Genomic DNA, 13,065 nt, shown 5'->3' on the forward strand with positions numbered 1-13,065 from the left:
GGCTCACTCCCCCGATACGAAACTACGCCATTCGGGGGCCTTGCGAAGCTCCGCCTAGGACGCTTCGCTCAGATACCGCCGCACGGTCGTGCGAGAGGTGACTGCGGTCAGCACCGCCATGACCGGGACAATGGCCAAGATTCCGATCGTGCCGTCCCAGCCCAGCAGGAACCGCCCGAACAGGACGCCCACCTGTGCATTGGCCTCGCTGGGCAGGACACTGCCGGCGGCCGTGCTGATCAGGGCAAAGAACAGCACCGCCAGGATGGCACCCAGCAGCCCGCCCTGCAGGCCGATCGACAGGAAGCGCCCCTGAAACTCACCAGCGATGAACCGGTTGGAGGCCCCGATAAAGTGCAGCACGTCGACGATCTCGCGGTTGGAGGCCATGGCCCCGCGTGTCGCGAAAATGATGGCCAGCACCGTGGCGACACCGATCAGCCCCAGAACCAGCATGCCGGAGAGAACCACGGTTCCCGCCATGGTGTTGAGCTGCTGCCGCCAGGCGGCGTGCGTGTCCAGGCTCGCCCCGTTGATGGCTTCGAGATTGCGCTGCAATTGCTCGATATCGGCATCGACCGGATCGGCCAGTTGCACCACGACGAGGCGCGGAATGGCAATGGCCGACAGATCGAGCCCGGCACCCAGCCAGGGCTCGAGCAGCGCCTGGCTCTCCTCGATGGTCAGCGCCCGCGCGCCGGAAACGCCCGGTGTCGCCTGGGCCAGCGACACCGCCGTGCGCAGGTTGGATTCCATCACTTCGCCCTCTACCGGGCGAATCTGGATGGTCAGTTCCCGCCCGACATCGGCAGACCAGGCAATGGCCGATTTCTGCACCAGCACCACGCCGCCAAGCGTCACCGCCGACAGAAACGCCATGATGGTCACGAGCAGCAGCAGGGTCCGTCCCGCCACGCTCTTCTCCGGCACGATGGGAGCACCGCCCCGCCGGGGCGTGAGGCGTCTGAGCCAGGTCTCAAGCATGGATCGACAACTCCCCCTTTTCGAGCACCATCCGGGGATAGGAAAACCGGTCGAGCAGCGGCAATTCGTGCGTGGCCAGGATGATGGTCATGCCCAGCGTCCGGTTGAGCTCTGCAAACAGGTGGACCAGACGGCTCGACAGGTCCGGATCGACATTACCGGTCGGTTCGTCCGCGAGGAGGATTTTTGGCCGGGCGATCACCGCGCGGGCAATGGCGGCGCGCTGTTTCTCGCCGCCGGACAGCAGTGTCGGCAGGGCGTGCATCCGCTCGCCCAGCCCGACCCATTCGAGCAGTTCGGTGACGTTTGGCCGATATTCGGCCTCTGCCTGGCCCAGCACGCGCAGCGGCAGGGCGACATTCTCGAATGTTGTCAGATGATCGAGCAGCCGAAATTCCTGGAACACGATGCCGATATGGCGTCGCATCTGCAACAGGCTGTCCCGGTCGAGATTGCCCACATCCTCGCCGAACATGGTGACGCGCCCGCGCGTCGGCTTGAGCGAAAGGAGCAATAGCCGCAACAGGCTGGTCTTGCCCGCCCCCGACGGCCCGGTGAGGAAATGGAATGAACCCGGCTCGATGGCGAACGAGAGGTCTTTGAGGATTTCCGGGCCATGCCCGTATCTGAGCCCCACATCGGAAAATTCGATCAAGAACAAATGCTCCCCGTTGCCCGGACCGTTGTGGCGCACCGGCCGACGAATCAGCCGTTCCGCGCATCATAGCAGCGCAGCAGGCGCGCCGCTCACGAGCAGGCGATTGGGCGGGAGAAAGCGGCACAAATTTGACCGGCACCCGGTTTGAGGAGTTTTAACCCCACCCCGCTAGTGTCGGACAACCTGTCCCAATCCGTCCGGCCTGATGATCATCACCTGCCCGCATTGTCAGACCAAGTACCAGGTGACCTACGAGGCCATCGGCTCGGCAGGTCGCAAGGTGCAGTGTGCCCATTGCAACAGGGCCTGGCAGCAGACCCCCAGCGAAGACGACGACGATCCCGATCGCCTGTTCGACGCCAGGTCTGAAGAGGAAATGGACAAGGCCCTGGCGAGCGAGGCGGGCCTTTTTGCGGCGGAACAGGCCCTGCGCAGCAATGCGCTGGATCAGCCGCGCGCGCCAATACCGGACACGGCCAGAGCGCCCTTGCCGCTCCCGTCGGCCATGACCGACGACAGCGAGTTGCGCAAACGCCAGAAGGCCTTTTCCCGTCGCCAGAATGCCTTGTTCTCAACCCTGCCGGTGGCGCGCCTGCGCCGGGCCGCACGCATTGTCGCCGCCCTTGGCCTGGCTGGATTGATCGCACTTGGCTATTTCGGCCGCTACGAGCTTGTGACGCGCTATCCGGACCTGGCGGGTCTCTACGGCTCGATCGGGCTTGCAACCAATGTCATGGGCCTCGAATTTGCGGCCCTGCAATCGCAGCGCGCCCTTTCCGCTGGCAATGAAGTGCTGACCGTGTCGGCACAGATCGTCGGTATCTCCCCGAGGCCGGTCAAGGTGCCCCCGGTGGTCATCAGCCTGCTCGATGATCAGGGCATGCCGGTCTATGAATGGAGCGTCACCCCCAGCGTCGCCGACCTGATGGTGGGCGAGCGCGCTACCTTTGACACCCGCCTCACCCTGCCCCCCAGCCAGGCAACCACCGTTCGCCTGAGCTTTACCGGCGGCGCGGGCAGCGGGCGCCATAGCGGGACCGCGACCAGCGCCGATGAGACCAAAACGGCTCAACCCGTCTTGCCGGAGACACCGGCAGAACCCATTTCTGACCAACAGGACCATCCGGAGGCTCACCAGGCACCGGCTGCCGCCGCACACCACTAGGAGCGTACCATGGCCCGTATTCTTGTCGCCGAGGACGATCCCTCAGTTCGCGCCTTCGTGGTCAGCGCCCTGGGTTTCAAGGGCCATGAGGTCGTTGCCGAGGAAGATGGCGGGCTGGCTGCCGAGACCATGGATGCACAGGACGGCCGTTTTGACCTGCTGCTCAGCGATATCAAGATGCCGGTGATGGACGGGATCGCCCTTGCCCTGCATGTCGGCGCGCGCTTTCCCGATGTCACCATTCTGCTGATGACCGGCTTTGCCGACCAGCGCGAACGGGCCCATGGCCTTGATGCGCTGATCTACGACGTCCTGCCCAAGCCCTTCACCCTTGCCGATCTGCTGGCCAAGGTCGACGACGCGCTGGCCGGGCGTCCGGTCGAGGTGGTGCCCCTGGCCCACCGCTCTCCGCAATAGTTAAAGCGTTTTCAAGAAAAGTGGGCACCACTTTTCTGGTTCGAAAACGTGACCATTCAACAACTTAGAGCTCTCGTTCTGATTCAATCAGAACGAGAGCTCTAAACCCAGTCCGGCACGCTATCGAGTGCGATAAGCTCTTCGATGGGCTTGCGCGGCCTGACCACGTGCCATTTGTCGCCATCCACCAGCACTTCGGGGATCAGCGGCCGGGAATTGTAGGTCGAGGCCATGACGGCGCCATAGGCCCCGCCGCTCATGATCGCCAGCCGGTCGCCCTGCTTGACCCCGGCAATGGTGCGGCCGCGCGCCAGATAGTCCCCTGTTTCGCAGACCGGCCCGACAATGTCCCCGGTGATCGGCGGCAGGTTCGAGGCCACAACCGGCTGGATGTCGTGATGGGCTTCGTAGAGCGTGGGGCGAATAAGATCGTTCATGGCCGCATCGACGATGATGAAGTTGGAGTCGCCCTCCTTCACATATTCGACGCTCGTCACCATGATCCCGGCATTGCCGACCAGAAGCCGCCCCGGCTCGATGACCAGCGAACAGCCCAGCTGCCCCACCTTGTCGCGCACCACCGCGGCATAGGCTTCCGGCGCCGGGGGCGCATCCACATCGTGATTATAGGGAATGCCCAGCCCGCCGCCGACATCGACATGCTCGATTCTATGGCCATCGGCCTTGAGGGCAGAAACCAGTTCGGCCATGAGGCCAAAGGCGTTGCCGAACGGCTCGAGATCGGTGATCTGGCTGCCGATATGCATGTCCACGCCCACCGCTTCGAGACCCGGCAACTCGGCAATGCGGCGATAGACTTCATGGGCGCGCTTGTAGGAGATGCCGAACTTGTTATCGGACTTGCCGGTCGAAATCTTGGCATGGGTGCGCGCGTCGACATCGGGATTGATGCGCACCGAGACACGCGCCGTCAGCCTCATTTCGTCCGCCACCAGCGACAGCCGCTCGAGCTCGGGCTCACTTTCGACATTGAAGCACTTGATGCCGGCCGCGAGCCCCTGGCGCATCTCTGCCATGGTCTTGGCCACGCCCGAGAAGACGATTTTTTCCGGCGCAATCCCCGCCGCCAGCGCCCGCGCCAGTTCGCCCCCCGACACCACGTCGGCGCCGCAGCCTTCGGCCGCCATGAGCTTGAGCACCGCCTGGTTGGAATTGGCCTTCATCGCATAGGCGATCAGCGTCGGAATGCCCTCGAAGGCCTCCCGGACAACGCGTACATGCCGGCGCAGGGTCGCACTGGAATAGACATAGAATGGCGTGCCGACCGTGTCGGCCAATGCACTCAGATCGACGTCTTCGGCAAAGAGCACGCCGTCGCGGTGGTGAAAGTGGTGAACCAAGGTCTTTTCCCGATATTCTGCCAATTGCGGGCCATCCCGGCGCAGACCGGGATCCAGATTCAACGCCATCCGCACGACGGTGTGCGGAGAGCGCAGCGCATGGATTCCGGCCCTTGCCGGAATGACACCGAGTATGGGTGGTGTTTGGGCTATTTCCCTAAGCCAATGCCCGCAGAAACGAAAGCCAGACTTATCGATCCGCCCCATAAGCGGCTTCAATGCGCCGGGCCACGAGGTCCTGCAGCCGCCACAGATGCGGGTCGTGTATGCCCATCTTTTCCAAGTGGTCGACCGTGGCATGGAGATATTCGGCCATCGAGCCCCGCGTGCCCACCGCCCGTGCCAGGGCGTCGGCAATCTCGGCCTCGCTGAGCCCGCTGACATAGCGCCCTGAATTGCGGTCGATGCAGAAAGTCAGCGCCCGAATGACCCGCTCACCACTGCGCACCCGCACCCAGCGCGGCGGGAAGGCCGTCGGGATCCAGCCCATTTCGCGCTCGAACAGCTTGATCAGGCACGGATCGCGTCGATCCGGAGGCAAGCGGTAGAGGGCACCCTTGCAGGCACCGCCCCGGTCCAGCGCCAGCATCAGGCCCGGATTGGCTTCGCTGCCGCGAAACCGGGTGTTCCAGCCCAGGCAGAACGCACGATGCCATCCATGCAAGAGGCCGGTACGCACCTCCACGAAGTCGCAGGCCGGCTTCCAGATCAGCGAGCCATAGGCAAAGATCCAGGTCTCGTCGTGCTGATCGGCTCCGAAAAGCCGCTCGATCGTGGCGTCATGGTCGGCCGCCGAGGCTTCACGCATACCCGGCGGCGGAGGCGGCAGAGCCTCGAATGTCTCGTCGGGTTGAAGAAAGGCGACATGGCGCGCGCTGAGGCGCATCTGTCGCAAGGGTTTTTGCACCGGGTTCTCCGTACTTCCTTCTCCCCTTGTGGAGAAGGTGGATCACGCAAAGCGCGAGACGGATGAGGCGGATGTGGTCCAGATAGAACCCGTCATCCGCCCTTCGGGCACCTTCTCCCACAGGGGGGGAAGGCAAACGTGGCTTATTCGCAGATTTCAGGCAATACCGCCATCGCCGTGACCGCCATGCTTTTTGGCCTTCAGCGCGCGCGGTTCATGCGCCGTCCCGGTCAGCGCGCTTTTCCAGCGCGCCGCCTGGGCTAGGACATTGGCCGGGGCCGTGCCGCCATAGGAAGCACGAGCGGCCACCGATGCCTCGACGGTCAGCACCTTGTGGATGCGGCTATCGATGCGATGGTCGATCAGCTTGAAGTCCTCGATGGTCAGCCCTTCGAGACCGCAATTCTTCTGCTCGGCCAGCGACACGATCTGCCCGGTAATGTGGTGGGCGTCGCGGAACGGAATGTTGAGTTCGCGCACCAGCCAGTCGGCAATATCGGTGGCCGTCGAAAAGCCCGCCGAGGCAGAGGCGTGCATCTTTTCGCGGTTGGGCTGCATATCGGCCACCATGCCGGTCATGGCGGCCAGCGACAGCGACAGGGCGTCGAGCGCATCGAACGCGACTTCCTTGTCTTCCTGCATGTCCTTGGAATAGGCCAGCGGCAGCCCCTTCATCACCACCAGCAGCGAATTGAGCGCCCCCAGGATGCGGCCGATCTTGGCCCGCACCAATTCGGCAGCGTCCGGATTGCGCTTCTGCGGCATGATCGAGGAGCCGGTGGTGAACTTGTCGCTGAGCCGCACGAAACCGAATTGCGCGCTCGACCAGATCACCATTTCCTCGGCAAAGCGCGACAGATGCATGGCGCAGATCGAGGCGGCGGCCAAAGTCTCAAGGATGAAGTCGCGATCCGAAACCGCATCGAGCGAATTGGCCGTGGGCCGGTCAAATCCGAGCGCCGCCGCCGTCATGTCGCGATCGATGGGGTATGGCGTTCCCGCCAGAGCCGCCGAACCCAGCGGGTTCTCGTTGAGGCGCTTGCGCGCATCCATGAGCCGGCCGGCGTCACGCCCCAGCATTTCGACATAGGCGAGCAGGTGATGACCAAAGGTCACCGGCTGCGCATTCTGCAGATGCGTGAACCCGGGCAGGATGGTTTCGGCCTCGTCCTCGGCGCGATTGACCAGGGTCAGCTGCAAGGTCTCGATCTGCGCCACCAGGTGATCAATGGTGTCGCGGACATAGAGGCGGAAGTCGGTGGCGACCTGGTCATTGCGCGAGCGGGCCGTGTGCAGGCGCCCGGCCGCGTCGCCGATCTTTTCGCGCAACCGGCTTTCCACGTTCATATGGATGTCTTCGAGCGCCCGCGAGAATTTGAACTGCCCGCCCTCGATTTCGGACAGCACCTCGTCTAGACCGCTGAGAATGGCGTCGCGATCGGTCTGCGTCAGAATGCCCGTCGCCGCCAGCATTGTCGCATGGGCCTTCGATCCGGCAATATCCTGGCGGAAAAGGCGCTGGTCGAAACCGATGGAGGCGTTGATTTCCTCCATGATGGCATCGGGCGCCTCGGCGAACCGGCCGCCCCACATCTTGTTGCTCAACGCCTTGTCCGGAGACACCATGCCAAATACCCGCTCGAAAGGTCCGCAAACCGCTTTTCGCTGGGCGCTGCCCATGGCGGCGGGACTGGTCGTGATTGGGGGGTCTATAGCGGCATGGCTGGTGCTTGCCAATGGCGCGCAGGCCAATGCCTGTCCTGTCCGCGCTGCCCAGGCACAGATCATCGACGCTGCAGCGACCGGCGAGCTGGCGGCCCTCAACGGCACCGGAACCGGCCGGGGCTATGCCGACATGGCCTTCAAGGACGCATCCGGCGCCGAGATGAGCATCGCCGATTTCGCCGGCAAGGCCCTGCTCGTCAATTTCTGGGCCAGCTGGTGCGTGCCCTGCCGCGAAGAAATGCCCGCACTCGATGCCCTGGCCACCGAGTACAATTCGGACCGGTTCGAAGTACTGCCGATCAATCTCGATATCGGCGAGGGTGGCCTCGAAAAGGCACAGGCTTTTCTCGATGAGGGCAAGTTCGCCAATCTGCCGCTCTATGCCGACAACTCATTCACCGCCTTCGAGCGCCTGAAGCGGGAAGCCGTCGCCATCGGCCTGCCGGCCACGCTGCTGCTTGATCCAGAGGGTTGCGAACTCGCCGTGCTGCAGGGCCCGGCGGAATGGCATACCGATGACGGCCGCGCCGTCGTCGAAGCCCTCATCGGGTTGCGGGGCTAAATCAGCAGGTCAACTTCGGCGCCATTGATGGGGGCCTGCGCCTCTGGCGCCGCATTGCCGGCCTTGAGGGCCGCTTCGGTCTGCGCCCGCATCATTTCGGCGCGCAGGCGCGCAACCTCGAGGAGATGGCCGCTTTGCGGCACGCCTGCCTCATGCACCATGCGGTTGATCATGACACTGGGTGCGATGCCGATGCCGTTCGACATGGCTCAGGCCTGCTTGTCGACCCGCAGGCCCTGCCCGGGCGGCGGCGCGCTGAGAGCGGTCTGCATCAGCGAATTGATCAGCTCGGTCTGCATTTCGTGGGCCTTCTTGAAGACCGCGATCTGCACCGAATTCTGCGTCATCGCCGTCCGCGCCGCGATCAGGTTCATGGAAAGATCGGTGTCCATCCTGCCTCCTTTCGCGTTCAAGACCCCTCAACACTAGTTAAGGCGCGTTAACAGAGGCTTTTTCCACGATCACAATTTTACCGACCGCCCCAAAGCCTGACATCGCCGCGCTTCAGCAACGGCGCCAGCGCCAGCCCGGCCGCGAACCCGCCCAGATGCGCCCACCAGGCCACCGGCTCGTCCGAACCCAGAAGCGCGTAGAACAGTTGCGTGGCGATCCAGAACCCCAGCATCCAGAAGGCCGGCACCGGCAGTGGAATGGGAATGACGATGCGGGCGAGCACGAAGACCCGGGCATGCGGGTAGAGCAGGATATAGGCCCCCATCACCCCGGCCACGGCGCCCGAGGCCCCGATCAGCGGACCATTGCCGTCAAGATTGAACAGCAGATGCGCCAGGGCCGCCAACACGGCGCAGGCAACATAGAAGATCAGGTAGCACACATGCCCCAGCGCATCCTCGATATTGTCCCCGAAGACCCAGAGAAACAGCATGTTGGTCAGCAGGTGGAGCCAGTCGGCATGCAGGAAGGCATAGGTAACAAGGGTCGCCCAGTCCGGCAGCCATGGCAGCGGCTGCGGATAGAGGTCGCGGACGACGATGGGGATCATGCCGAACTCGATCGTTGCCCGATCGAAAGCCGGCTGCGGCAGCGCCACCTGCGCGAGGAAAATAAGGATGGTGATCCCGATCAGCCCGTAATTGACCACCGGCATGCTGACATGGCGGATGGGATTTGTGTCATGCAGCGGCAGAAACATGCGCCCTCTCCCCCAAGGCCCGGCTGGCTCAGCCGGGCCCGCGGCCGCCGAAGAAGAACAGCGCGCCCATGAGCAGCAGCAGGGCCACGGCCTGTCCGATGACACGCAGGCGCATCAGGCGCTGGCTGGTATTGCCCGGCCCGCCCTTGAGCATGTTCCACAGCCCCATGCCCAGCACAACGACGACGAAGAGCAGGGCGAGCCCGATGGCGATGTTGAGAACGGTTTCCATGTCAACCTTGGCTTGATGTCACTGGCCCGTCCTGAATATAGGCACAAAGGCCCGCCGCCAATGCGTCATATGCGGTTCGGATGCGATGGGACACATAGAGTTCCCTGTGGGTCGTCAACCACACCGGCAGCGGTGGAATGGCCATGTCGATGGGCAGCGCCACGAGGCCAGCGGTCTTGGCGACAAGGTTGGCCTGGCCGAAGCCGATGCCCAGCCCGGCCTTGATCAGTTCCCATAAATGCGCCTGATCGTCCGAGCGCACCACGAAACTCTCCCGGCTTGCGGCGTGTCCAAGGCTCCTGGCGTGCTGCACGATCAGGTCCGACCGGTCGAACCCGATCAGGTCATGCTGCCAGAGGCTCTCGCGGCTGGTGGGACGGCCGCGCCGGGCCAGGTAGTCTTCATGCGCCACCGCGACCAGGGGAATATCGCCCAGATGTCGCGATACCAGTTCCAGCTGGGTCGGGCGAAACATGCGCACGGCAATGTCGGCTTCACGCAGCAGCAGGTTTTCCGCTGAGTCGCTGGGCACCGATTCAAGCGCTATGGCCGGGTGGAGACGGCGCATGTCGCTGAAGATGGCGGGCAGGACATAGTTCGAGATCATGACGCTGGCGGTGATACGAACCGTGCCGCCCGGCGCGCTTTGGGCGCCTTCGGCAACCAGGCTGGCCTCGGCCAGTGCCTGTTGCGCCTGGCTCACCGCCTCAAACATCCGCAGGGCCGATCGATTGGGCTTGAGCCCCGTGAGGCTGCGCTCGAACAGGGACAGGCCAAGGCCGGATTCGAGCGCCTCGATATGCCGGCCGACAGTCGGCTGGCTGATGCCCAACGCGCGCGCAGCGGCCGACAGCGACCCCTCGGCAACCACGGCCGCAAAACTACGCCACAGCGTCCAGTCCGGCTCACTATTCAAAATTGAATATTACTCATCCGGTTTTTACGAATTTCAATTCCTCAGTGTATAGCCGACTGTTGTGGCGAACAAGCACAGGAGTTCGCCATGACCAAAGGAAAAGTCACCGTTCTGGGGTGCAACGGCCATATCGGCAATGCCGCCATGATCGCCTTTCGCGACGCGGGCTGGACCGTCACCGGCCTGGGCCGGACCAATCGCAAGCCGGTTTCCGGAACCCGGTTCATCGCGGGCAATGCCGACGAGGTGAGCGTGGTTCGCGCCGCCACCAGCGACGCCGATGTGGTCGTCAACGGGTTGCACCTGCGCTATGACCAATGGGGCAATGGCCGCGCAACCCGGCAATTGCAGACGGTGCTCGACGCCCTGGCCGGGACCGGAAAGACCCTCATGTTTCCCGGCACCATCTACAATTACCACGCCAATGACAGGACCATTCCCCCGCACCTGCGCCAGAGTGCCGAGGCACCGCGCGGCGCCATCCGCATCGAGCTCGAACAGATGCTTGCCGCGGCCGCCGAGCGTGGCGACATCCAGGCGATCATCCTGCGCGCCGGGGATTTCTTCGGTCCCGGCAATGAGGGCGAATGGTTCGAAGCCGCCATGCTGATGGATCGCGCCCGGGGCCGGCTCTATCACCTGGGCGATCTCCAGACCCGGCACAGCTGGGCCTACCTGCCCGATCTCGGCCGTGCCTTTGCCAGCCTTGCGGTACACCGCACCCATTTGGGACCGCTGGAGAATTTCCATTTCGCCGGCCACTGGGTCAGCCACGCCCAGCTCATGCAGGCCATCCAGGCGGCCAGCCCGCTTCCCCTTGCGGTCGCGCCGCTCAAATGGTGGATGCTGGGCGCGATCGGCCTGGTCAATCCGGTGATGCGGGACATCTACCGCATGCGCTACCTTTGGGAAAACGAGATGGAACTGGTCGATCCCCGCCTCGATGCCCTGCTGGGCCCGGGCGCAATCACGCCTTTTGAGACCGCCGTCGCCGCGACTGTGGCGCCTATCCTGGCCGGTCACAAGCAAGCCGCCTGAGGAGGACCCTGCCGTGGACAAGCACTATCTCATCTGGCAGCGCCTCGAAGGATTTCTGGCCTTTTGCGCCGGCCTGTTGCTGTTCTGGCAGGCCGATGCCGGCATGGCCTGGTGGCTCGCTCTCTTGCTGTTCTTTGCGCCCGATCTCAGCTTTGCCGGCTATAGCCTCGGCAGCCGCTTCGGAGGCGCGATCTATAACGGGGTTCACCTCTATGCCTTCGGGCCGCTGGCCATGGGTGTTGGCCTCGCACTCGCCTGGCCCGGCCTCGTTGCGGCGGGCGCCCTGTGGCTAGGCCATTCCGGCTTCGACCGCATGTTGGGCTACGGGCTCAAGTCGGCGGACAGTTTTTCGCACACGCATCTGGGGCCGATCGGCAAGGCCCGCTGATCAGAAGCCAACGGCGCGCCGCACGTCCTGTGCCGTCCACCCCCCGGCGCGCAGATCGCGCAGGCTCTGCGACCCCTTGGACTTGGCAAGCTTTTCGCCATCCTCACCCAGCAGCAGCCGGTGAAAGTGGTAGATCGGCTGGGGCAGGCCGAGCAGCATCTGCAGCAGCACATGCACATCGGTTGCCGCTTCGAGATCGCGGCCGCGCGTCACATGCGTGACCTCTTGTGCCGCATCGTCCACGACGACGCTGAGGTGATAGCTGGTCGGCGTATCCTTGCGCTGCAGCACCACGTCACCCCAGCGCTCGGGCCGCGCATAGCGCAATTGAGGCCGGTCCTGCACCCCCGGCCCGGTAACCGAGAATGTAAGCATCCCGGCGCGGTCCATCGCCGCCCCGCTGTCCAGCCGGAACTGCGCCGGATCGCGGCGCTCCAGCCGCTCGATCCGCTCCGCATTGGATAGATGCCGGCAGGTGCCCGGATAAAGCGGCGCTCCATCGGGGTCCGTGCCCATGGCCGTGGCGGCGATCTCGGCGCGCGTGCAAAAACAGGGATAGAGCAGGTCCATGTCGCGCAGGTGATTGGCGGCATCGGCATAATGCTCAAGCCGGTTCGATTGCCGCCAGACCGGTTCGGGCCAGTCGAGGCCCAGCCAGGCAAGGTCTTCAAGGATCGCCGTGTCATATTCGGGTTTACAGCGAATAGGGTCGATGTCTTCGATGCGCAGCAGGGCCGCGCCGCCGAGCCGCGCCGCCGCATCCCAGGTAGCCAGGGCAGACAGGGCATGGCCCAGGTGAAGATAGCCATTGGGGCTGGGAGCAAAACGCAGGATGGGCCGGGACATGACAACAAGGAGAATGATGGCGTGACAGCCCATACCATGTTCGAGCCGCCCGAGACACCGGGCGTCGATACGTCCGAAGCCATCGCCTGGCACCTCGACGCCCTGGTGGCGCTGGCGCCATCCCTCGCGCCCATGCGCGAGCGGGCGGGACGGGTCGAGCCGCGCATCAATCCAAAGGGCTTTGCGGGCATGGCCAAGGTGATCTGTGGCCAGCAACTGTCGGTGCAGAGCGCCGCCGCCATCTGGGCCCGTTTCGAGGCCTTGCCTGGGGCGCTCGATCCCCAGACCTATCTCGCGCTTGATGAAGACACGGTGCGCCAGTCGGGGTTTTCACGCGCCAAGTTTCAGACCCTCGGCGCAGTCGCCGCGGCCGTTGGCGCGGGGGATCTCGACCTCGCCCATATCGACCGCCTGCCGGCCGAGGAGGCGATTGCCCGGCTCACCGCCATCAGGGGCATCGGCCCCTGGACCGCCGAGGTGTACCTGTTGTTCTGCGCCGGGCACAAAGACATATTTCCGGCGGGCGACCTGGCCCTGCTCAAGGCGGCCCAGCATGGCCTTGCGATCACAACTCGCCCCACCATCGCCGAAATGATTGACATCGCCCGAAAATGGTCGCCCCATCGCTCTGCTGCAGCCCTGCTGCTGTGGCGCTACTTCGCCGTGGTCATGCGGCGGGAGGGCGTACTGACATCCTGAGGCAGAGGATGACG

17 protein-coding genes are annotated in these 13,065 nt (G+C 64.2%); 6 read left to right on the forward strand and 11 right to left on the reverse strand.

Going from position 1 to position 13,065, the window contains the following annotated elements:
- Nucleotides 1–54 precede the first annotated feature (54 nt).
- Both KIT02_RS10795 and ftsE read right to left on the reverse strand, forming a co-directional pair.
- Nucleotides 55–984, reverse strand: a complete 930-nt coding sequence (locus tag KIT02_RS10795; RefSeq protein WP_297577679.1) for an ABC transporter permease — start codon at nt 982–984, stop codon at nt 55–57.
- Nucleotides 977–1,639, reverse strand: coding sequence for a cell division ATP-binding protein FtsE (ftsE, locus tag KIT02_RS10800; RefSeq protein ID WP_297577680.1), 663 nt, complete (start codon nt 1,637–1,639; stop codon nt 977–979). The genes KIT02_RS10795 and ftsE overlap by 8 nt, the downstream gene beginning before the upstream one ends.
- Before the next feature lie 208 nt (nt 1,640–1,847).
- On the opposite strand from ftsE, the gene KIT02_RS10805 reads away from it, so the two are divergent.
- Together KIT02_RS10805 and KIT02_RS10810 are read left to right on the forward strand one after the other, a co-directional pair.
- Nucleotides 1,848–2,807 (forward strand): MJ0042-type zinc finger domain-containing protein, encoded by a 960-nt coding sequence (locus tag KIT02_RS10805; protein WP_297577681.1) that lies wholly within the window; start codon nt 1,848–1,850, stop codon nt 2,805–2,807.
- Between the two features lie 9 nt (nt 2,808–2,816).
- Nucleotides 2,817–3,224, forward strand: coding sequence for a response regulator (locus tag KIT02_RS10810; RefSeq protein ID WP_297577682.1), 408 nt, complete (start codon nt 2,817–2,819; stop codon nt 3,222–3,224).
- Nucleotides 3,225–3,325: 101 nt separating this feature from the next.
- Here KIT02_RS10810 and lysA read toward each other — a convergent pair whose 3' ends face one another.
- The 3 genes from lysA to argH all read right to left on the reverse strand — a co-directional run bounded on the left by lysA (nt 3,326) and on the right by argH (nt 7,097).
- Nucleotides 3,326–4,654, reverse strand: coding sequence for a diaminopimelate decarboxylase (gene lysA, locus KIT02_RS10815; protein WP_297577683.1), 1,329 nt, complete (start codon nt 4,652–4,654; stop codon nt 3,326–3,328).
- A 121-nt stretch (nt 4,655–4,775) separates the two neighbouring features.
- On the reverse strand, nt 4,776–5,492 hold the full coding sequence (locus KIT02_RS10820) for a gamma-glutamylcyclotransferase (RefSeq protein ID WP_297577684.1): 717 nt from the start codon (nt 5,490–5,492) through the stop codon (nt 4,776–4,778).
- Nucleotides 5,493–5,648: 156 nt separating this feature from the next.
- Nucleotides 5,649–7,097, reverse strand: a complete 1,449-nt coding sequence (gene argH, locus KIT02_RS10825) for an argininosuccinate lyase (RefSeq protein WP_297577685.1) — start codon at nt 7,095–7,097, stop codon at nt 5,649–5,651.
- 19 nt (nt 7,098–7,116) lie between these two features.
- On the opposite strand from argH, the gene KIT02_RS10830 reads away from it, so the two are divergent.
- Entirely contained in the window at nt 7,117–7,779 is a 663-nt protein-coding gene (locus KIT02_RS10830) for a TlpA disulfide reductase family protein (RefSeq protein WP_297577686.1), read from the forward strand.
- Here KIT02_RS10830 and KIT02_RS10835 read toward each other — a convergent pair.
- The 5 genes from KIT02_RS10835 to KIT02_RS10855 form a co-directional block, all read right to left on the reverse strand.
- Nucleotides 7,776–7,985 carry a hypothetical protein gene (locus KIT02_RS10835; protein WP_297577687.1) on the reverse strand — a complete coding sequence of 70 codons (210 nt, stop codon included), beginning with the start codon at nt 7,983–7,985 and terminating at the stop codon, nt 7,776–7,778. The genes KIT02_RS10830 and KIT02_RS10835 overlap by 4 nt on opposite strands.
- 3 nt (nt 7,986–7,988) lie before the next feature.
- Nucleotides 7,989–8,171, reverse strand: a complete 183-nt coding sequence (locus KIT02_RS10840) for a putative motility protein (RefSeq protein ID WP_297577688.1) — start codon at nt 8,169–8,171, stop codon at nt 7,989–7,991.
- A 77-nt stretch (nt 8,172–8,248) separates the two neighbouring features.
- Complete coding sequence (locus KIT02_RS10845; protein ID WP_297577689.1) at nt 8,249–8,932, reverse strand: rhomboid family intramembrane serine protease; 684 nt, start codon at nt 8,930–8,932, stop codon at nt 8,249–8,251.
- A gap of 28 nt (nt 8,933–8,960) precedes the next feature.
- The gene (locus KIT02_RS10850) at nt 8,961–9,164 is read right to left on the reverse strand and encodes a twin transmembrane helix small protein (RefSeq protein WP_297577690.1); all 204 of its coding nucleotides are present in this window, start codon (nt 9,162–9,164) and stop codon (nt 8,961–8,963) included.
- Between the two features lies 1 nt (nt 9,165).
- Entirely contained in the window at nt 9,166–10,080 is a 915-nt protein-coding gene (locus KIT02_RS10855; RefSeq protein WP_297577691.1) for a LysR family transcriptional regulator, read from the reverse strand.
- 87 nt (nt 10,081–10,167) lie between these two features.
- Between KIT02_RS10855 and KIT02_RS10860 the strand changes: the two genes are divergently transcribed.
- Both KIT02_RS10860 and KIT02_RS10865 read left to right on the forward strand, forming a co-directional pair.
- Nucleotides 10,168–11,118 (forward strand): NAD-dependent epimerase/dehydratase family protein, encoded by a 951-nt coding sequence (locus tag KIT02_RS10860; protein WP_297577692.1) that lies wholly within the window; start codon nt 10,168–10,170, stop codon nt 11,116–11,118.
- 13 nt (nt 11,119–11,131) lie between these two features.
- The gene (locus KIT02_RS10865; protein ID WP_297577693.1) at nt 11,132–11,506 is read left to right on the forward strand and encodes a DUF4260 domain-containing protein; all 375 of its coding nucleotides are present in this window, start codon (nt 11,132–11,134) and stop codon (nt 11,504–11,506) included.
- Here the strand turns inward: KIT02_RS10865 and gluQRS are convergent, their stop codons facing one another.
- On the reverse strand, nt 11,507–12,352 hold the full coding sequence (gene gluQRS / locus KIT02_RS10870; protein WP_297577694.1) for a tRNA glutamyl-Q(34) synthetase GluQRS: 846 nt from the start codon (nt 12,350–12,352) through the stop codon (nt 11,507–11,509).
- Between the two features lie 21 nt (nt 12,353–12,373).
- Between gluQRS and KIT02_RS10875 the strand changes: the two genes are divergently transcribed.
- Entirely contained in the window at nt 12,374–13,051 is a 678-nt protein-coding gene (locus KIT02_RS10875) for a DNA-3-methyladenine glycosylase 2 family protein (protein WP_297577695.1), read from the forward strand.
- Nucleotides 13,052–13,065: the final 14 nt, after the last annotated feature.

Origin of the sequence: Devosia sp. (genome assembly GCF_025809055.1) — a bacterium.
Lineage (GTDB): Bacteria > Pseudomonadota > Alphaproteobacteria > Rhizobiales > Devosiaceae > Devosia.

Excerpts from the sequence above, each read along its gene's own strand:
- KIT02_RS10795 (WP_297577679.1), bottom strand. The coding sequence starts at position 984 with ATGCTTGAGACCTGGCTCAGACGCCTCACGCCCCGGCGGGGCGGTGCT.
- KIT02_RS10805 (WP_297577681.1), top strand. The coding sequence starts at position 1,848 with ATGATCATCACCTGCCCGCATTGTCAGACCAAGTACCAGGTGACCTAC.
- KIT02_RS10810 (WP_297577682.1), top strand. The coding sequence starts at position 2,817 with ATGGCCCGTATTCTTGTCGCCGAGGACGATCCCTCAGTTCGCGCCTTC.
- lysA (WP_297577683.1), bottom strand. The coding sequence starts at position 4,654 with ATGGCGTTGAATCTGGATCCCGGTCTGCGCCGGGATGGCCCGCAATTG.
- KIT02_RS10830 (WP_297577686.1), top strand. The coding sequence starts at position 7,117 with ATGCCAAATACCCGCTCGAAAGGTCCGCAAACCGCTTTTCGCTGGGCG.
- KIT02_RS10835 (WP_297577687.1), bottom strand. The coding sequence starts at position 7,985 with ATGTCGAACGGCATCGGCATCGCACCCAGTGTCATGATCAACCGCATG.
- KIT02_RS10840 (WP_297577688.1), bottom strand. The coding sequence starts at position 8,171 with ATGGACACCGATCTTTCCATGAACCTGATCGCGGCGCGGACGGCGATG.
- KIT02_RS10845 (WP_297577689.1), bottom strand. The coding sequence starts at position 8,932 with ATGTTTCTGCCGCTGCATGACACAAATCCCATCCGCCATGTCAGCATG.
- KIT02_RS10850 (WP_297577690.1), bottom strand. The coding sequence starts at position 9,164 with ATGGAAACCGTTCTCAACATCGCCATCGGGCTCGCCCTGCTCTTCGTC.
- KIT02_RS10860 (WP_297577692.1), top strand. The coding sequence starts at position 10,168 with ATGACCAAAGGAAAAGTCACCGTTCTGGGGTGCAACGGCCATATCGGC.
- gluQRS (WP_297577694.1), bottom strand. The coding sequence starts at position 12,352 with ATGTCCCGGCCCATCCTGCGTTTTGCTCCCAGCCCCAATGGCTATCTT.